At 63.3% G+C, this 20,454-nt stretch carries 7 protein-coding genes and 2 pseudogenes; 5 read left to right on the top strand and 4 right to left on the bottom strand.

All coding sequences use genetic code 11. The features are described from left to right. Positions 1-2 precede the first annotated feature (2 nt). Both AC1VON_RS17870 and AC1VON_RS17865 read left to right on the top strand, forming a co-directional pair. Positions 3-926 carry a beta-keto acid cleavage family enzyme gene (locus AC1VON_RS17870; protein ID WP_483124369.1) on the top strand — a complete coding sequence of 308 codons (924 nt, stop codon included), beginning with the start codon at positions 3-5 and terminating at the stop codon, positions 924-926. A 281-nt stretch (positions 927-1,207) separates the two neighbouring features. Next, positions 1,208-1,709 (top strand): annotated as a pseudogene (locus tag AC1VON_RS17865) (transposase); the annotation flags it as partial. A 478-nt stretch (positions 1,710-2,187) separates the two neighbouring features. On the opposite strand, the gene AC1VON_RS17860 reads toward AC1VON_RS17865, so the two are convergent. Further along, on the bottom strand, positions 2,188-3,102 hold the full coding sequence (locus AC1VON_RS17860) for a LysR family transcriptional regulator (protein WP_172350966.1): 915 nt from the start codon (positions 3,100-3,102) through the stop codon (positions 2,188-2,190). 118 nt (positions 3,103-3,220) lie between these two features. Here AC1VON_RS17860 and AC1VON_RS17855 point away from each other — a divergent pair, with 118 nt between their 5' ends. Then, on the top strand, positions 3,221-3,772 hold the full coding sequence (locus tag AC1VON_RS17855) for a hypothetical protein (RefSeq protein WP_483124368.1): 552 nt from the start codon (positions 3,221-3,223) through the stop codon (positions 3,770-3,772). Beyond that, positions 3,769-4,755: an NAD(P)H-quinone oxidoreductase gene (locus AC1VON_RS17850; RefSeq protein WP_172350968.1), complete on the top strand. Its 987-nt coding sequence runs from the start codon at positions 3,769-3,771 to the stop codon at positions 4,753-4,755. The genes AC1VON_RS17855 and AC1VON_RS17850 overlap by 4 nt, the downstream gene beginning before the upstream one ends. A 295-nt stretch (positions 4,756-5,050) precedes the next feature. On the opposite strand, the gene AC1VON_RS17845 is transcribed toward AC1VON_RS17850, so the two are convergent. After that, on the bottom strand, positions 5,051-5,293 hold the full coding sequence (locus tag AC1VON_RS17845; protein ID WP_483124367.1) for a YjiS-like domain-containing protein: 243 nt from the start codon (positions 5,291-5,293) through the stop codon (positions 5,051-5,053). Positions 5,294-5,465: 172 nt separating this feature from the next. Between AC1VON_RS17845 and AC1VON_RS17840 the strand changes: the two are divergent. Then, a pseudogene (locus AC1VON_RS17840) lies at positions 5,466-7,474 on the top strand (BTAD domain-containing putative transcriptional regulator). Between the two features lie 645 nt (positions 7,475-8,119). On the opposite strand, the gene AC1VON_RS17835 reads toward AC1VON_RS17840, so the two are convergent. Continuing rightward, positions 8,120-8,662, bottom strand: coding sequence for an invasion associated locus B family protein (locus AC1VON_RS17835; protein ID WP_483124366.1), 543 nt, complete (start codon positions 8,660-8,662; stop codon positions 8,120-8,122). A 73-nt stretch (positions 8,663-8,735) separates the two neighbouring features. Then, positions 8,736-20,114 carry an autotransporter-associated beta strand repeat-containing protein gene (locus AC1VON_RS17830; protein WP_483124365.1) on the bottom strand — a complete coding sequence of 3,793 codons (11,379 nt, stop codon included), beginning with the start codon at positions 20,112-20,114 and terminating at the stop codon, positions 8,736-8,738. Positions 20,115-20,454: the final 340 nt, after the last annotated feature.

Below are 20,454 nucleotides of genomic sequence, written 5' to 3'. Positions count from 1 at the left end.
CAATGGCACGTCCCGTTATCATCACCTGCGCGCTGACCGGCGACAGCAACACACCCGCCAAGAGCCCACACGTGCCGGTCACGCCGGCTGCCATCGCCGCCGATGCGCTGGCGGCCGCCGAGGCAGGAGCAGCCATCGTTCATATCCACGTCCGCGACCCGGCTACGGGCAAGGGTAGCCGAAACACCGACTACTATCGCGAGGTCGTCGAGCGCATCGCCGACAGCGGTGCGGATGTCATCGTCAATCTCACGGCCGGAATGGGTGGCAAGCTCGTGCTCGATGACGTGAACGCCCTGCCTTTCGATGGCTCGACCGATCTCGTAGGCGCCGCCGAACGGCTGGTCCATATCGAAGCGCTGAAGCCGGATATCTGCAGTCTGGACTGCGGCAGCTTCAACAATGGACTCGATACCGAAGTCTACGTCAGCACATCCGGCATGGTGCGAGAGATGGCCGAACGGATCGCGACGGCGGGCGTGAAGCCTGAACTCGAGGTCTTCGATTTCGGCCATCTGCGTCTCGCATGCAGCTTGGCGGAGGAAGGGCTGATCAAAGGACCGGCGTTTTTCCAGTTCGCGCTTGGCCTGCGCTGGGGCGCGCCATCCGACGCGGCGACCATGCTGCTTATGCGCAACATGCTTCCGAAAGATGCCGTTTGGGTCGCATTTGGCGCCGGGGCGGAGCAGATGTCGGTGGCGGCGCAGTCAATCCTGCTTGGCGGACACGTCCGGGTCGGCCTGGAGGACAACATCTACCGCAGCCGAGGCGTGCTGGCGACGAATGCCCAGTTGGTGGAGGATGCCGTGCATCTGGTGAAGAGCCTAGGAGGAGAGCCCGCGAATACGACCCAGGTTCGGCGAATTCTTGGACTTAAGCAGTCCAGCGTAGGCCAAGGACGGCTTGGGGCCGTTGTCGGCGCCTAGCCAGTGTTTGTTCAGTCCAAAGATAGATGGACCAATAAGGGTAGACGACACCAGCGAGCTTCTCGAGGGGGGTCGGTTTGTGAACAGCTTGGTCAAACCGAGAAGCTTGGTTTCGGCCTCAGGGAGCATTCTCGCCAAACGCAACCCGAACGTTTGACAGCGCAGTGGAGGATGGAAACCAGCCCGAGAAGGCGAACGAACAGGTCGAGGTATCGGTCGGTGGCCTGCTGCCAGTTTCGTGGACACCGAGATAAGGTGTTTAACGGCACTAGAGAGTGGGAATGCAGAGAAGGAAGTTCAGCCGCGAGTTCAAGCTCGAGGCGGTGAGATTGATCAAGGATCGGGGCGTTGCGGTGGCCCAGGCTGCCCGCGACTCGATGCCCACGAGAATGTGCTGCGCAAATGGGTGCGCGAGCTATCGGCAGATCCGCAGCGTGCGTCTCCCGTTGTGGGCAGATGAAGCCGGAGCAGCAGGAGATTGACCGGCTACGCAAGGAAAGTCGCGAAGCTCAAGGCGGAGCGCGACATCCTAAAAAAGGCCGCAGCCTGCTTCGCGAGGGAAGTGACATGAGGTTCGCTTTCATCGCGAGGCACCGGAACAGCTGGCCGGTGGCATGGCTGTGCAGTGCGCTGAATGTGTCCCGCTCCGGCTTCCATGCCTGGCTCAGCCGCAGCGCTAGCGTTCGCTCCCAGCATGACGAGATCCTCGTTTCCAGGATCGACCGAAGCTTCAAGAGCAGCGACCGCACTTACGGCGCGCGTCGGGTCTGGCACGACGGTCTGTTCTATCGCGGCAAATGGCTTTGGATGTGGCCGAACTGGACGCTGTCGCTTTTCGATGGCGGCATGAACGTTAGCCGGATCAACCCGACCTCACCGCATCACACAGACCAGCACTACCATTTCTTCTTTGCCGACACCTCTGCAGAAGCATCCGAGAGCAGGGCGAAATCCGTGCAAGGCACCTTGACGGCTAGGCGCGGTTCACGCATTCCCGGAAGAAGCCGTCTGGAACGGGTTCTCAATAGCGACGTCGGTTTTCTTAATGCCCGATGATTCGCCCAACATTAAGACCCGGAATTCGTAGCCTTCGTTTGCGGCAAGCTCCTTGAGGTTCATTTCCGAAATCTTCTTCGCGGCAACGCCGGCCTCGTCGCTGTCCAGTACCTGCATCCCATCACTGCCCGATTGCAAATGCCGCATACATCGGTGCTTTAATTGATGTGGCAGCAGGCCAATTAGCTTTTCTCGTTCACGCTTCTCAGCTCCAGCAAGGTGGGGTTCCCACGTGATCTTTCAGCGCTTGCGTGAATGCCTTGACTTTCGCGGGTGGCGCCGGGAGGGCGCGTAGGAGATAGATCCCTGAAGGCCTCTCATTCCACCTCTCCCTCAATATCGGCAGGCGTACAAGATCACCCGCCTTTACTGAAGGTCCCGATACCCAGCTTGGGAGGAACGCAACGCCCATCCCGGCCAGCGCGGCCCCGTTCAGCGCTTCAAAATCGTCCGACCGGAAGACAACGTGCTCACAGGTCTCCCCTGTCGGCGCGCCGAGAATCGAAGACCACCCAAGAAGATCGTTGCCATGGAGCTTGTCGAGAAGGCGATGACTGCGAAGCGCGGCTTCGCTTTCCGGCACGCCGTGCTGCTCAAGATATGCAGGACTTGCCACGAGGATGCGATCGTGAGGTGCCAGTTTGGTTGCGATCAGCGTGCTGTCCGATAGCTCCCCCATTCTCACCACTAAATCAAGGCGCTCCGCGACCGGGTCGGCCAGCCGTTCGGTCAAGTCCAGCTCAACATGCAAACTCGGGTATTGCTGTGCAAGCGATGCCAGAACAGGAATGACATATCGTTTTCCGAAGGTCGGGAAGCAAGCGAGCCGCAATGTGCCGCCGACCTCGCCATCGAACGCTGCCACCTCGGCATGCGTATCGGCCAGTTCATCGAGCAAGCGCTGTGCGCGCTCGAAGAGATGATGCCCCGCGTCCGTTAACGACAGTGCCCTTGTCGAGCGGACAAGGAGTGGGACTCCCAGGTCCTGCTCGAGCGCGTCGATCTGTCGAACGATAGCCGACGGAGTGACAGCCCGACGCCGAGACGCAGCCGAAAAGCTGCCCGCGCGGACGACGTCGACATAAACCGCCAGATGTTCGGCGAAGCGTGGGTCCCTCATCTTTGCCTACGACGCAAAACCGTTCCGACCATTCAGTTGGTTATCATCCAAGGTCATCAGGAGCACATTCCTTCTCGTCAACGGGCAGTTTTGCTCACCAAACACAAGGAACACTCCCATGGTCAAGGTCCTCGATTCAATCCTCTCACAGTCCGCCTATTCCGCAGAGATCGACGTTCCGCTCGAGAAGATCGACATCGCCGATTGGCTCTTCAACTTGCCAGAAGCGGAATATCTTCGCTGCTGCCCGCCCGACCACATTGCAGCGGGCGTCACCTGGACGGACGACGACCGTCGTATGTCGATCAATGTCGAACAGATCGGCTCGGGCCTCGTGGTGCAGCACTATGTCGCCGAGGTCGCCGAACCAACCTATTGCCGAATGAACTCAATCTCGGATGTCTTCACTGCCAATGGCAGGACCCAGGTCAATGTTGTCTGGGAACTCTCTGTTGAGAAGATTGATGACCGCAGATCGCGCTACACCAACAAGGTCACAGCCCATCCGACGGATGCGTTCATGACCTTCATCCAAAACCATGGGGTCACCTACGAAAACGCCGTCGCAGCCCGTCAGACGGCAGGCGGAGATCACAACCGTCGCGAAACTCCGCTGTTTGCTGCCAGCCTCGCCCGGCGCGCGCTTTCGAAGGAAGGAGCCTTGCGATGAAAGCGATCATCTTCGATGACTTCGGAAGCGCCGATGTAATGCGACTTGCCGACGTCCCTATGCCCGAAGTGCGTCCCGACGACCTCCTGGTCAAGGTCATGGCGGCAGGTGTCAACCGCGCTGACCTTCTTCAACGTGAAGGTGTCTACGGTTCTCGGACTTACGGCGACAGTAGCATTCTGGGCCTTGAGGTCGCGGGAGAAGTGATAGCCGTCGGAAACGCAGTCAGCGACTATGCCGTTGGCGACAGTGTCATGGGGATTGTCGGCGGCGGCGCCTATGCCCAGTATGCGCGCCTCGACAGCGGCATGGCGACCGTCATTCCATCCGGCATGTCCTTCACCGACGCTGCCGCAGTCATGGAAAGCTTCGCGACAGCTTGGGAAGCGCTGGCAAATCTCGGAGGAATCGCGAAGGGCGAACTCATTCTCGTCCATGCTGCTGCAGGCGGCATCGGATCGGCTGCGGTCCAACTTGCAAAGGCTCAGGGCGCGACAGTGCTGGCCACTGCGTCTGGAAACAACATCGAAAGGGTACTGGCCCTCGGCGCGGATGCCGTCTTTGATTACAGGCAGGTCGACTTTGAGGCAGAGATCATTGACGTGACAGCCTCACGCGGTGTGGACCTGATCATCGACTTTGTCGGCGGGTCCTACTTGGCCCGTAACATCAGAAGTCTTGCGCCTGGCGGTCGGCTTGTTCAGGTCGGCCTGTTGGGGCGTGATGACAATGCCATCATTCCCCTCGGTACCGTTCTTCACAACCACCTGCAACTGCTGGGGACGGTCATGAAATCCAGATCTCGGGCAGAGAAGAGAAAGATGATCCGGCGGTTCAGGGACCAGGTGCTGCCGATGATGGGCAAAGAACTTCATCCCCTCGTTGGAGCAACGTATCCGCTCTCGGCAACCTCGGATGCCCATCGTCGCATGGAAGCCGGCGGTGTGTTCGGCAAAATCGTTCTTGGCGATTTTCATCCGTGATGCCGAAAGAAAGATTCCGCTCTTGAACGAGATAGGAGTGACGGACTTACCCTCAGATATCGGCGTACGGATCACGAACCGTCGTCGCGGGTGCGTCCGCTTATAGGCGCGCCGCGATGACTTCTATGGCCGAAATGAGACGCATTGCGATCCGGCAGCATTGGGCCGAAGGCTGACTGGCAGCTTCTGGCCTCAGATGGTCAACAACGGACTTTTCAGTCAGCTCGAGTATCGTAGTGACCCGACCCCGGGTGAAAGCCCAGCGCTCTTGGCGCCGGGCGTCGGATCTTTTCCGCTAACGCATCGAGATCAGGTTGGTGACAAGGCCGGCTTTGACAACCAGCTCGGGCCGAGAAGGCTGAGGAAGGCCAACATCCCGCAACTGGTCGGCAGTCAAATCGGCCAGTGCGCTGCGTGTAGCCGTTGCGCGCTGCCACTTTCTGACAGCCGCAATCGTCGTTTTCATGCTCGCCAGTCCGAATAACAACGCGCGCTTTCTCGGCGCGCGATCTTCGAGGTGCGTTGTCATCTCAATCATTGTTCGTCTCCGCTTTCTGTATCACCTCCAGAACTTCCCACCATGGCGCTTGGCCGCTGTTGGGCTGTGCGCTAACAACATGGAAAAGGCCGGCGCTCTGGCGCTAAATCTGCGTTAAATCGAACGACGGACTTGCTATTTTTGCAGCTCGGGTCGAACTCTGGCGACGATGGTGCGCATCCGGTTGTTCGGCGGCATAGAAGTCATATCTCCAGGGGGCCAGGCCGTGCGCTTTGCCACCCGCAAGGCTGCGCTGCTTTTGGCAGCCCTCGTCCTGGCCGGCAGTCGCGGCCTGCGGCGGGAGCAGATCTCCGAAGCGTTGTGGCCGGGCCGCGACAATGTTCAGGCGCGCAACAGCCTGCGGCAGGCACTTGTCGACATCAGGCGTTCCTTTCCGAACGACGGCAGCGCCGACATCCGCATCGAGGGAGATCAGGAGACCGTCGCGCTCGTCGTCGCTCCGGATCATACAGACGTCTCGCTCTTCGATCTGAAGCTCGAGGCCAGCCAGGCCGCCGATCTTGCCATTGCCGCGGATCTCTATCGCGGTGAATTGTTTGCGGGCGAGGCCATCCCGGATGGGCTGGACGAGTGGTTCGGGCCATATCAAAGCAGCTACCAGCGCAAGGCGTTGCAACTGGTGGAGCAGCTCGGTCTTGCACAGGCTGCACCCGGCTCGGCGGAAGAGGCAGCTTGTGAGAGGCTCGCGGAGAGGCTGCTCGCTTCAGACCCTGCCGCGGAAGCCCCCCATCGGGCGTTGATCCGCATCCACGCTCACCGGGGGCACGAGAACCTGGCCTTGCGCCAGTTCGAGCTGTGCCGGGCTGCCTTGAGAAAGCAGCTCGGCGTGGAACCGGAAGCGCAGACCAATTCCCTGGCCGCTGCCCTGCAATTGCGCGAAGGAGCCGAACATCGTATCGTTCCGGCCTCCGAGATCACGTCGCAGCAGGTGGCAATCCCGGCTCCGATGAAACAAGACGACCGCCCGTCGGTCGCGGTGCTGCCATTTCAGAATTTGAGCGGCGATGCCGAGCAGGAATATTTTGCCGACGGCATCGTGGAAGACATCATCACTGCGCTGGCTCGCTTCCGTCACCTGTTCGTCATAGCCCGAAATTCGAGCTTCACCTACAAGGGGCGGGCCGTCGACACAAAGCAGGTTGGGCGTGAGTTGAACGTGCGCTACGTCGTCGAGGGAAGCGTGCGCCGGGCTGGCGAGCGTCTGCGCATCAGTGCGCAACTGATCGACGCCTCGACAGGCGCTCATCTATGGGCGGATCGTTTTGACGGACCGCTGGCCGATGTCTTCGATCTGCAGGACCAGGTCGCATCGAGCATCGTTGGCGCCATAACGCCGAAGGTGGAGGAGGCGGAGATCGAGCGTGCCAAGAGCAAGCCGACCGAGAGCCTCGACGCCTATGACTACTATCTCCGCGGCCTGGCGGTGTTTGACCGGACCGCGACCAGCAGGGCGGCCATAGACGAGGCTTTACAGCTCTTCATGCAGGCGATCGCTCATGACCCGGAGTTCGCCATAGCCTATGCCAGGGCGGCGCGATGTTATGTCACCCGAAAGAGCAACGGCTGGATGGTCGATCGCGCAAAAGAGGTTGCCGAAGCCATGCGACTGGCGAGGCGCGCGGTCGAGCTCGGGCGGGATGACGCGATCGCGCTGTCGTTCGGTGGATATGTGCTGGGCTACATTGGTGGAGAGCTCGAGGACTGTGCTGCCTGTATCGACCGGGCCCTTGTCCTCAACGCGAATCTGGCTGTGGCGTGGGGCTACAGCAGTTGGGCGAAGGCCTGCCTGGGCGAACCGGACGAGGCCGTCGAGCACGCCGCCCTTGCCATGCGCTGAGCCCATTGGACCCGCGCCTGTTCGCATGGCAGTTTTGCACTGCGCTGGCGCATTTCTGCGGTGGCCGCTACGACAACGCGGTCTCGTGGGCAAGAATGTCCTTGCTCTCCCAGCCCAACTACGCGAGCGCGATGCGCGTCATTGCGGCCAGTCATGCCCTTGCGGGACGGCTCGGGAAAGCACAGGAAATGGTCGCCCGCCTGCGCGTCCTCAATCCCACCCTCCGGCTTTCGAATCTCGCCGACGTGCTGCCCCCGTTCCGTCGAGCGGATGACCGCGATCGGTATATCGAGGGCCTCAGGAAAGCCGGGCTGCCAGAGTGACTTGCCCGCGAAATCGGGCTAGCGATCATTTCCCGAAGTCGACTCCAGATCAGCAACGGCTGTCGAAGCAGCGCCAGTCTCATCGCCCACTTCTTCAACAAAATCGGCGCAACCGCGACTTCCAGAGTGGTCGCCAGCTATGTCCGCTTCCAGGCGGAGGCAGAGCTGACCTTAACGGCCGAAACCAGGCGCAAAGCTGCCGTTCGCGTCGTGATAGCTTTTCGGGCCAGACTCTCCCATTCCCTGCCGGTCTGTGCAGCACCGAGACACGCCCATCACGCCCGACGCTGTGGAAGATATCGCATGCTCTCCGAGTGGGGGGAAAGGCGGTAGCGCTCTCCCGACTCGAACCCCCATAGATGCTTGGATCAAGTTGCACCACAGCGGATCCAGACACCCCGACCTCCTTCAGTAGCGCGCGCATCTCGACGGGAGCCGCAAGACAGAAAGTGCGAAAGGTTTCCAGGAACCCAGTCGATGGCCAATTGTAGAACCGTTGACGTCCGCATTGAGACCGGCAGCGGATCGACGGCTCTTGTTGTGAATTAATAGCCGACCACTGCATTACGACGCAGCGCAGCGCTACTTGAACCAGTGGCAAGCATCGGCTTTTTCGCTAAGAAGCGCGCGCTCCGGCAGGAATTGTCACGCTCCAGCGAGGACGCCAAGCCTGTCCAGAGCAGGTGCAAGCCCTTTCAACGACACGGGCAGGACCACATCCTTCTGGTCCGTGCTTCTGACCTTGATCTTCAGCACCGAACCGGCCCGCAAAGCTGCGACTGTCTCTTTCCCGAGGCTGAGGGGCACGATGCAGCCGGCCGGCAAGCAGGTGGAGAAGCGCAGCGCCTCCAGCGGCTGCCCGTCGTCGATCTGCAAGGTGGCGCCAGCGTCGAGCATAAGCCCAAACGGAAGGACGAGGTTGCCGCCAAGCGTCGCACCGCTGTTTCCCCTAAGCTCGACAGCCATGACTCGCTGGCCGTTCTGCTGCGTTTGTTGCTGGGAGACGGCGCACGCTATTTGTGGTGCCCCGCTTTGACAGGTCAGGTTCCAGTCCTGGTAGCTCTCCTGGAGCGAAGTCGCACCGCCTGGAAGCCCTGTCTTCTCTTGAGCAAATGCCGAAATCGCAAAGCCCATTACGAGCAGCGCGGTGGCCATCAATAAGCTTCTGCCCCAGTTCTTGCGCGTCATATCATCCACCTATCGAGCCGGGCGCACTCGATCCCGCTCCTGATCATTACATGCCAGCCCGGGTATCGGCTGACTACCATGTGACGCTGAGGCCGAGCTTCGCGCCGATCGACTGGCTGTCGCCAAACTCCTTCAGGCTCGACTTGGCGAAGGCCTCGCCAAAGACCGTGTAGCGATCGTCGGCCCAAGAGAGCGATCCGCCGAGACCTGCGCCGGCCCACAGAGGCTGATCGTGCTCGTGAAACGAAGTGCCCGAGACGTCCACGTTGTTGCCATCGAGGAAATCGTAATAGAGGTTGGCGATGCCGTAGAGGTGCGAGCGGTTTACCTTGCCTCGTGCACCCGTCCAGGCATCCTCATAGTCGAGGGACAGGCCGGCACGGCCGATCAGCGCCTCGCTGCTGTCAAGCGAAACCGCCGCGTCGAACGGATCGGTGAAGCTGTCGAAGCGGACCGCGGAATAGGAGAGCTGAGCCTGCGGCGCCAGCGTCCATTTGCCCCCGAGCGCTAATTTCTGGCCGGCTTCGATGCTCAGCGCATAGCCGAATCCATTATTGCCCTTGGCGAGCTCGCTGCCCAGCGTGGCGGACTTCAAGTCGCTGTCATACCACGACACCTGCGCCTGGCCATCGGCGTAGAAACCGTTATCGCCATACCAGGTCAGGGTACCAGCGAAGCCATAGCCCTTGGCATTGATGGAGCCGACGCCATAGATCGACGAGATCTCCGACGAGGCCGTGCCATAATGGAAAGAGACACCGCCGAGCAGGATACCGGTAGCGTCCTCGTAGAGCAGCCCGTCGACCCCCGTCTCCAGCTTCCATGTCGTCACGTCATAGTCCGAGACCGTTGTGGCGCTCTCGGGGCTCTGGCTCGTGTGAGCGGCCTCGATGCGGGCCCAAATGGCGTTCTGTGTCGGAACGCTGCCGATCTCGTCGGCGCCCTGAGCGGCACCTGTCCAGGAGCGGTTGCCGAGCCGCTGCTGCAGGGTACCCAGCTCGTTGAGACTCTGCAGGACGCCTGGATAGGCCTCATAGATCGGCACCGCCGGCGAATAGAGTGGGTTCGGCGATCCATTGATGAGCGCGGAGCGCAAATACCAGTCACCATCCGTCGGCGTGCTCACGCCGTTCTTGTAGAGCCGGTAGGCATAGGCGCCGCTGACCACGGCCTGGTCGCCCTGGAAGACATAGTCACCGGCAAGAGAGAAGGTGCCGACCGAGCTCCCGTCGATATCGACGATCTTGATGCCCTCGACGGTCTGGGCCCCTGCCCCACCGACATTGGCGACGGCAAGAATGCCGGTGCCGGAGGTGCTGCCGTGGATGACGACCTTGTCGGTGGTCGAAGCATCGCCATCGAGCGCGGCATTGAGGAAGATGGTTCCGCCGTTGCCGGTGTAATCGCCATTGACGGTGAGCGTCGTGCCCGGCGCGCTGCCCAACCGCACGGACCCCGCATTGCCGAGCGAGGCCACGGTCTGGTTGAAACTGCGGAGATCGAGCGTTGCACCTGAGGCGACGGTGTATGCCGATGCCGCGCCCAGCGCATCCGCCGCACCCGCCGACAAGGTGCCCTGCTGGACAGAGGTCGGGCCGGCGAAAGCGGAGCCCCCTGCGGTCAGCACAAGGGTTCCATCCCCGGCTTTGGTGAATGCACCCGATCCGGTCAGCGCGCCGTTCAGGGTCAAAGTCGTGGCGGCGGCGGTGGAGACCGTGCCGGAGCTCATCACGTTCACCGCGCGCGCGGTGGCGAAGCTGCCAGTGGTGCGCAGCGTGCCGCCGTCGAAGCTGAGTCCGCCTGCCGCGTCGCCAAGGTTAGCGTCGGCGGAGACCTGCAGCGTGCCGCCGTTGATCGCTGTACCGCCGGTGTAGGTATTGGCGCCGGTCAGGACCAGCGCGCCGCGGTCGGATTTGACCAATTGCGCGTCGCCCGAGAGAACCGAGGCGATCGTTGCCTTCATCGTGGCGCCGGCGGCGGTGCCGTCACCGACGACGATGCTGCTCGACGGTCCGGTAAGGTCGATGCCGTCACCCTGGACAACATAGCCATCGGTCATGAACTGCATGCCGGAGGCCGTCACCTGCCCCAAGCCGTCATCCACCGTCACCGCGCCGGCCTGGCCGGCAAAGATTCCAAAGGAGCCATCGTTAAAGGGAGCATTGATGGTGCCGGCCTCGTTGGCCCAGTTGTCATTGCCGGCCGAGGTCTGCCAGACGCCATCGCCGCCATTGATTACCCCGTTGTTCTTCGGCCCGGCAGCGCCGTCCCAGTAGTTGAAGGTCAGGCCTTGGGTGTTGACGAGGTTCACCTGGTGATCGATCGAGGTCTGGATCGAATAGCCGGTTGACGGGATCGTGCCCACGACGAGGCCGTTGTTGGTCAGCGTGCCGCCATAGCTGAAGACGCGGTAGACGCCCGGCCCGAAGGTACCGCCTGCGCTCGTGGTGACATTGAGCTTGCCGTCGAGGACGAGATTGCCGCCGACTGTCGTGAGGTCATTAAGCGCGCCACCGACGACGTTCGCCTCGCCGAAGGAATAGTTCAGGACCGAGCCGCTGGAGAGGTTGAGGTTACCAGTGATGGCCAGCGTGCCTGGGGTGCCGTCGACTGAGCCGGGCGCCAAGGTACCTCCGTCGGAGACAATCACATCGCCGCCGATCGAGCCCTTGCCGCCAATCGTCGCGCCGCTCGCGACCGAGACGAGGCCGGTAGCAGCGCTGTTGTCGCCATCGACATAGAGGCCGCCCGTCGTCACCGTGGTCGGCCCGGCATAGCTGTTGGAGCCGGTCAGGGTGAGTGCTCCGATGCCGGTCTTATTCAAACCGCCAACGCCGCTGACTGCACCCGAAAGCGTAAGGTCCGCATCGGTCTGGAAGGTGCCGGTACCTGCATTGAGAGTGACATTGCGCGCCGAGGTGATGGCGGCGGTGGTTTGCAGCGTTGAGCCATCGTCCAGGCTCAAGCCGCCGGCGGCGGCTCCCAGATTGGCATCGGCCGAAACCTGCAGCGTGCCGCCTTTGATGGCCGTGCCGCCGGTGTAGCTGTTGGTGCCGGCCAGCACCAGCGTGCCAAGGTCGGTCTTCACCAGTTGAGTCGCACCTGTGAGGTTCGATGCGATGGTTCCGCTGAAGCCTGCCCCGAGCAGCGTGCCGTCGCCGACCCGGATGGTCGACTGCGGCCCGAGCAATTCGATGTCCTGTCCCTGGACCACATACCCGCCGGTCGCGAACTGCATGCCCACGGCCTGCACCTGGCCATTGGTGTTGTCGACGCTGACCATACCGGCTGCGCCGGCAAAGATGGCAAGGCTGCCGTTGGTGAAGGCCGCGTTCAGGTTGCCATCCGAACCGGTCCAGTCGTCGTCTCCAGCGGCCCGCCAGGTTCCGTTTCCTCCGTTGACAACGTCATTGCTTTTTGGACCGGCGTCGCCATCCCAGAAATTGAGGGTCTGGCCGCTGATGTCGACGAGGTTGACCTGACCCGCGACCGACGTCTGCACCACGTGGCTGGCCGATGTTGTGTCCAGCCCGTTGTCGGCAAGCGCGCCGTCATAGCTGATGACGCGATAGATGCCCGGCCCGAAATTGCCGCCCGGGGCTTCCGTGACATTGATGGTGCCATCGAGCGTCAGATTGCCATGCACGACGGTCAGATCGTTGTAAGCGCCGCCGACCACGCCCGCCTGGCCGAACGAATAGTCGAGGTTCGACCCGGAGGCCAGATCGAGACTGCCATTGATCGTGAGCGTGCCGGGCGTGGCGCCAAGGCCGCCAGGAGCCAGTCTGCCTGCCACGTCAACAAAGACGTCACCGCCGACAACGCCCGTGCCGCCAAGCGTACCCGCGGCGACGATGGTCTGTCCGTTCGCCGCAGTCTGGTCTCCATTGATGTAGAGCCCACCGCCACCATTGATGATGGTGAAGCCGGAATAGCTATTCTCGGCCGTGAGCACGGTGGTCCCCGTTCCGGCCTGGGTAACGCTGCCGCTGCCGGAGATCGTGCCGTCGAATGTATAAAGGTTGGAGCGATTGAAGCTGAGCGTGCCGTCGTCGACCACATCGCCGAGAACCGCACCCGTCGTGCCGCCAGTGCCCAAAGCCAGGACGCCGCCCGCAATGGTCGTGCCGCCGGTGTAGGTGTTGTCGGCGCCGAGGAACAGCGCTCCCGTGCCGGTTTTTGTCAGCCCGCCCGCGCCGTCGATGGTTCCATTCCATACAAGCGTATTGTCAATCTCGAATGTGCCGCCGCCCGCTTCAAGGGTCGCGTTGCGTCCGGAAGTCACGTTGGACAGGCTGCTCACGTGCAGGGTGCCGCCATCGAAAGTGACCTTGCCCGCCGCACTGCCAAGATTGGCGTCGGCCGTGATCAGGACCGTGCCCCCTTTGATGAACGTGCCTCCCTGATAGGTGTTGGAGCCTGCCAGGACGAGTGTGCCGCCGCCTTGTTTGGTCAACGCGCCAACACCTGCGATGGTGCCGCCGAGCGCCAGGTTGGTCGCGCCGTCGATATCGAATGTGCCGCCGCCGGCGTTGAGCGTCACGAAGCGCCCGGAAGCGATACCGGCGGTTGTGTGCAGCGTGCCGCCGTCAAGCGAAAGAACCCCGGGGAAGCCGCCGAGATTGCTGTCGGAAGAAATCTGCACGGTGCCGCCATTGATCGCGGTGCCGCCGGTGTAGGTGTTGGCACCTGCCAAAACCAGCGTGCCGGCGTCGGTTTTGACCAGTTGCCCGGCCCCCGTGAGGTTCGAGGCGATGGTTGCCGTATAGCCCGCGCTCGCCGCCGAGCCGTCGCCAACGCGGATGGTCGACTGCGCCCCAACAAGCCCTAGGTCCGCGCCCTGCACCTGGTAGCCGCCGATCGCGAATTGCATGCCGACAGCCAAAACCGGGCCATTCGTGCCGTCCACCGTCACCGTCCCAGCCGTACCCTGGAAGATGGCGAAGCTGCCATTGGCAAAGGGAGCGGCGAAAAGTCCGGTCGAGTCCGTCCAGTTCTGGTCGCCGGCGGCACGCCAGGTGCCGTTGCCGCCATTGACGGCACCGTTGGAATGCGGACCGGCGTCGCCGTCCCAGTAGCTCAGCGTCAGGCCCGCCGAGTTGACCAAATTGACCTGGTTGGCGACCGATGTCTGCACGAAATAGTTCGGATCGGTGACGTTGAGGCCGTTGTCGATCAGCGAGCCGCCATAGTTGAACACGCGATAGATGCCGGGGCCGAAGCTGCCGCCCGATGTCTGCGTAATGTTGAGCATACCGTCGAGGGTGAGATTGCCGCCGACGTTGATCAGGTCGTTGAGCGCGCCGCCAGGCACATTGGCCTGGCCGAAATCGACGTTGAGGTTGGAATTGCCGAGGGCGAGATTGCCGTTGATGGTCAGCGTGCCGGGCATGCTGCCTGCTCCACCGGCGCTCAACGTGCCGCCGTCGGCGACCGTGACGCTGCCGCCGATAATGCCTGTGCCGCCAAGCGTCGCGCCGCCGGCGACCGAAATCTGCCCGGCCGCGCCCGACTGGTTGCCGTTGACGAGCAGGGTGCCGGCATTGACGTTGGTCGCGCCGCTATAGCTGTTGGTGCCAGTGAGCGTCGTAACGCCGCTGCCGAGCTTGTTGACCGTGCCGCTGCCCGAGATCGCGCCGGCAAAGATGTAATCGCTGTTGAGGTTGAAGGCGAGCACGCCGTTGTTCGTAACGGCTGGCGTCGCGAGCGCCCCGGCCGTCGCGCCGTTGCCGATTTGCAGCGTCCCGGACTGTATAGTCGTGCCGGCACTGTAGCCGTGGTTGCCGGTCAGCGTTAGTGTGCCGGCGCCCTGCTTGGAGAGAGTCTCGAAATTGCTGACATTGGCGGCGTCCAGTGTCCGCCCCGCGGCGGTAACCACTTGCAGCGTGTCGCCCGCGCCGGTTTCGCCGCCGGTGCCCGCATCGACGCCCGCGCCACTGATGACGGCGGTGTCATTGAGCACCAGCGTGTCGTTGCCGGCGCCGAGGTTGAGCTGTGCGGCGCCTGTGGCGAGCGTGCCGCTGACATTCACCGTGTCGTTGCCGGCGCCAAGATTGCCATTGCCGCGCAACGTATCGCCGGCGCCAATGTTGATGGTGCTTGCCCCGCCATCGCCGGTGATCGTCGAGAAGCCGCCGGCGGCGGCTCCGACCGTGCCGTTGACGGTGAGCGCGCCGGTGCCGTTCAAGGCGATCGTCGGCGTGGTGAGACCGCCATTGACCTGCAGGACACCCGCGTCGACTCGGGTCGCGCCGATGTCGTTGCCGGCTTGCGTCAGCACGGTGGTGCCCGTCCCGACCTGCGCGATGGTGCCGGGGCCGCTGAGAAGGCCGTTGAAATTGAACGTGTCGCTGCGGTTGAACGACAAAGTCGATGTGGCGGCATTGACGATCACATTGCCGGCGCCTGCATTGCCGGTGGTGCCGCCATTGCCGATCATCAAATTGCCGTTGTTGATGACGGTGTTGCCGGTAAAGGTGTTGTTGCCGGTGAGCGCCCAGGTGCCGGCATCGTTCTTGGCAAGCGTTGTCGCGCCGCCCGCGCCGTCGGCGATCGCCCCACCCATGATGTTGAGCGCGGTGTTGGTGCCGCCGAGCGCGATGGTGCGCGGACCGCTGCCGGAATAGGTCACGGCGGCCGTGTTGCTGAAGACGACGGCGCCCGTGCCGGAGGATTCGATGAAGCTGGTGCCGGCGGAAAGCGTGAACAGCCGGTCGGTCGTATCGCCGCTACCGGTATAGCGCAGGGTCGAGCCGTTGCCGATCACGAGGTTGGCGGCCGCGTTGGACGAGGCGCCGATGCTGCTTGCCGCGCCGCCATTTGCCAGCTTGCTGACGCCGAGTACGCCGCCATTGATCGTGGTGACGCCGGTGTAGCTGCTGTTTTGATTGTTGAGGATCCAGCTGCCGGCACCGTCCTTGGTCAGCGCGGTGACGCCGGCGCCATTGTTGGTGATCTGCGTGGCAAGGCTGTTGTTGCCGGTGTTGGTGCCGCCGAGCGCCAGCGTCTGGGGCGTGCCGGGAGTCGTGAACGCGATCGCCCCGGTATTCGTGAAGGCGATCGCGCCGGTACCCGAGGATTCGAGCCGGCTGCCGGCCGAGGCGCCGAGCGTGAACAGGCGATCGGTGCTGTCGCCAGTCCCGACATATTGCAGGGTGCCGCCGTTGAGGACGAGATTGGCCGCCGCGTTGCTCGACGCACCGATCGCGCTGTTGACGCCGCCGTTGGCTAGGCACGAAACCTGCAGTATTCCGCCTTTTGCTGTCGTGCTGCCGGTATAGGAACTGGCGCAGCTGGTGAGCGCCTGGGTGAAGGTTCCGCCCTTGACCAGCCCACCGCTCCCGCTGATCGCGCCGGCAAAACCGCCCGCTCCGCCGTTCGAGGCCATGGTCAGCGTCGCCGTGCCAAGCGTGACGTTGCCGCCTGCTGCGCCACCGCCATTCAGATAGGAGATGGAGGTGCTGAAATTGTTGAGATCCAGTGCGGCACCGGCGGTGTTGTTCAGGCCGAATCCACCCACTCCGATAGCACTGGTGGAGCCGGCGCGCAGGATGCCACCTGTAACCGTCGTGATGCCTGTGTAGGTGTTGTTGCCAGACAGGACGAGCGTGCCTGAGCCGTCTTTCCGGAGGGCGCCGGCACCGACGATCGGGCCGCTAACGCCGAGCACGGTGGCGGCATTCACCACGTTGATGGCGCCACCGGTAGTGGCGAGCGTGATGCCGCGGTCGATGCTGACGCTGCCGCCGGTATAGGCAAGGACGCCGCCGTTCAGGCCAAGGTTCGCCGAGGCGCTGGTCGAAGCGCCGATGCCGCTTGCCTGCCCGCCATTGGCAAGGCAATCCACGCTCAGCGTACCGCCAATGACGTTCGTCGCGCCGGTATAGGTGTTGTTGCAGCCAACCAGTGTCTGCGTGCTGCTGTTGTCCTTGGTGATGCCGCCGGCTCCAGTGATGGAGCCGCTGAAGCTGACGGTCGTCCCGCCCACCGTCAGGGTCGCTCCGCCGAGGCGCACGGTGCCGCCATTCGCGCCGCCTCCCGATAATCCGCCGACCTTGTTGTTGAAACCGTTGAGGTCGAGCGTGACGCCGGCGACATCCGCCAAATTCATGGCGTTGGGACCACCGAAGGCCTGGGTCGAGCCGGCGCGCAACGTGCCGCCGTCGATCATCGTCGGGCCGTTATTGGTGTTGGTACCCGAAAAAACCAAAGTGCCGGCGCCGGCTTTGTGGAACGGCACGGCGCCAACCACCGTGCCGCCGACGGTGAGCGTCGTAGCCGCATTGGTGACATCGATCGTACCGCCCGCGCTTCCGTTGAGCGTGAAGCCGCGATCGGTGCTGGCCGTCGCCCCGGTATATTGCAGCGTTCCGCCGGTCTGGATCACGAGGTTCGCGGCATCCGACGACGATGCGCCGATGCCGCTCGCCAGACCGCCATTGGCCAGCGTGCTGACAGACAGCGTACCGGCCGAGATGGTCGTGACGCCGGCATAGGTGTTGGCAGCGTTTGCGAGTGTCAGCGTGCCGGCACCGGTCTTGTTGAATCCGGCATCGTCCGACCCGACGACCACGCCGCCGAAACTCAGATTGCCGCTGTCGACCTGAATCGCCCGCGGCGCACCGCCATTGACCAAGGTGAAGCCACGGTCGGTCGTGCCCGCCCCGACACCCGTATATTCCAGCGTGCCGCTCTCGAGCACCAGGTTCGCCGAACCCGCGCTCGAAGCGCCAATGCTGCTCGCGGAGCCGCCATTGGCGACGCTGTCGATGGCCAGCGTGCCGCCGCTCAGCGTCGTGCCTCCGGTGTAGCTGTTCGCGCCGGTCAGTACGACCTTGCCGGTGCCGCCCTTGGCGAAGCTGGTCGCGCCGCCATTGTCGACGATCGTCGACGCGATCGTGAAGGTGCCGGTGCCGGTGCTGTTTTCGAGCACGCCCAGCGTACCACCGCCGGCCGCGCCGGTGATCGAGCCGCCGGTGATGGTCTGATTGGCATTGTTGACGCTGGCGGCGACAATGATCGTGCCGTCCACGCCCAGCGTGTTGCCGGCGCCGATGGTGACAATGGAGTTGGACGGGGCGGTGTATTTGATGCCGCCGAGCTGAACATTGCCGGCAACGGTGTTGGTGAACGGGGTGTTGGCCGCTCCGCCCGCGTCGCTGACCACGTCGCCGGTCAGCCAGGTGCTGGCATTGTCCTTGTTCGCATAGGCCGTGAAGGCGGTGATGACGCCGCCGCCGACCTGCGCGTAATCGGTGCCGTTGACGGTTGCCCAACTGAGCGCGCCGTCGCCGTTGGTCGTGGTGATGCTGCCGCTCGTCGGCAGCTTGAAATCGAGCAGGCCGCCGGTATGCGTGATCGCGCCGAGGTTGAGCGTCATGCTGCCGCCCGCGCCGGCGGTGGCAATGATCTGGTTGTTGCCCGCGCTGACGTTCAGGCCGTCGAACGTCTGGCTGTTCGCCACGCCCGCCGCGCCGGTCAGCGTGACCACGCCGCCGGCCAGGTTGAGGCCGGACGAGCCCGAGATGATGTTGCTGGCCGGGGCGCCAGCCGCGGCGAAGTTCAGCGCCAGCATGCCGCCATTGACCGTGGTGTCGCCGGTATAGGTGCTTGCCCCGCTCAGCGTCAGCGTGCTCGTGCCGCGCTTTACGAGTCCGCCGCCGACGGTGGCGCCGTCGGCGATGACGCCGGCATAGCTGGTGCTGGTGGTGCCGTTGATCGTCAGGTCGCCGCCGTTGAGCGTCACACTGCCGCCCGTGCCGGCGAGCGACGTGACGGTGGTATCAAAGGTGTTGAGGTCCAGCGTGCCGCCATTGACGATCACCGCGTTCGGCGCGCCGAACGCGGTGGCGCTGCCGGACCGCAGGGTTCCGCTGGTGACGGTGGTCGACCCAACATAGGTGTTGGCGCCGCTGAGCAGCCAGCTGCTTCCCGCAGCACCATTCATGACCAGGTTGCCATTGCCGGAAATCACGCCGGACACTGTGTTGCTGCCTGCGAAGCTGCCGCCAAGGGTGAAGGTGTCGCCGGGATTGGCTGGATTGAACGAGACCGCACCGCTCAGCGCCAGCGAGCCGGTGCCGTCATTGAAGACCGCGCTGGCGCCGTTGAGCGACAGCGTCCGGTCGGTGCTGGCCGCCGCGCCGGTGTAGGACAATATGCCGGTGTTGAGAAGGATGGACGAGCCCGTACCCAGCGAGCTGGCGACGCCCTGGTTCGCCAGTGAGCTGGCCTTCACGGTAACGGTCTGGATCGTGGCGGCACCGCCAAAAGTGTTGGCCCCACCCAATGTGATGGTGCGGTTTGTCCCGCCGCCCGTGAATACAAATGGCCGAACTGCAAGGTTGCTGCTGATGACGCCCAGCAGCCCCAGGTCTGCCGTCTGTGCGTTCAGAATGACAGATGGCGTATACCCGCCGCCCGCGATTATGTCCCCGGTTACCGTCAGCGTGCCGGTTCCCTGATTTGTCAGGGCGGAAGCACCGGTGCTGGGCGCCATGTTCCAGGCGCGGTTCGAGGTATCGCCGCTACCGATATAGATGGCGGAGGCGTTGCGGACGAAGACCGTGCCGTTGGCCACCGTGGTCGCCGCTCCGAGCGCGCTCGCCTCGCCCAGATTGCCGATCGACGTGAAGTACAGGTTGAAGCTGTCGGTAGCGACCTGGCCGGTGAAATCGTTGGTGTCGTCGCTCAGCGTCGTCTGTGCGACCAGGGAAAAGCCGCCGGCCCCGGTGATGTGCGCCGAACCGACGCCCCCACCAATGGCGGAGGCGCCGGAGAGCAGCGTAACAACACGGCCAGCGCCGAACGCGCCAGCGCTTTGCAGAATCGTGCCTGCCGACAAGGTGATGCCGTTGCTGGCGGCGCCGAGCGCCGAATCGCCACTGACGTTCAACCTGCCCGCGGTCACATTGATGCCGCCGCTGAAGGTGTTAGCGCCGGTAAGGGTCAGGATACCCGCGCCCGCCTTGGTCAGTCCCGCGGTGCCGGCCAGGATCGAACTGATGGTCGCATTTCCGTTGGTGGTGATCGTAGGCGTGGCGCCGGCGAGTGTCAGCGTGCTGCCCGTGACCGTATAGGTCGTGCTGGCATTGATGGTGAGGCTGTTCGCTGTGACCGGCGCGCCCAGCGTCACCGTGGCGGTGGTTCCATTGGCGCCGCCGAAGATGGCATTGTCGAGCGCACCGTTGTTCCACGGCGTGTAGGGACCGCTCACGCCGTCGCCATTGGGGCTCCACCTGTTAGAACTCACGTCCCAGGTCCCGGTGCCGCCCGTCCCGGCCGCCGTGCCGTTGGGATCCCAGTATCTGTCGGCGGCACCGGCCGTCCCGGTGGCCAGCGTCATCAGCAGGATCGCAGGCAGGAACGGGGCGGCTAACGCCCGCGCCGCCGAGAAGGCCGGCTGCGCCATATGAGCGGCGTAGCTCGCCGCTTCGCCCTTCCATTTGGTCATCCGGCCACCGCGCAGGAGCTGGGAGAAAATAGGCCTATCTGCTTCTCTCGCCGCCCGTCCCTTGTGAGCCGGTAGCGCTTGGGAGGATGCGCGCCCGGGATGTAGGTGGCCGGCTTTCAGCCTCGGGTCGCCGGCACCGCCGCCGCCGTCCTTCTGGTCATGGATGGTCCCATCGCAGGCCAAGCCAGCCATGTATCCCCCTATATTAGAAAGTAATAATGCGCCGAATCTTGAGGAATCAGGACATTGGATCAAAGATGGGCATGGAAACACCGAGCGGTATTTCAAAAAGGTACGCCGTTTGACAAAAACGTCCGACGCGCTTCGTTCTGATGATACG

Source organism: Mesorhizobium sp. HAY1-8B (assembly GCF_056868045.1).
Note: the sequence above shows the minus strand (reverse complement) of the source record. Positions and strands in the feature narration are given on the sequence as shown.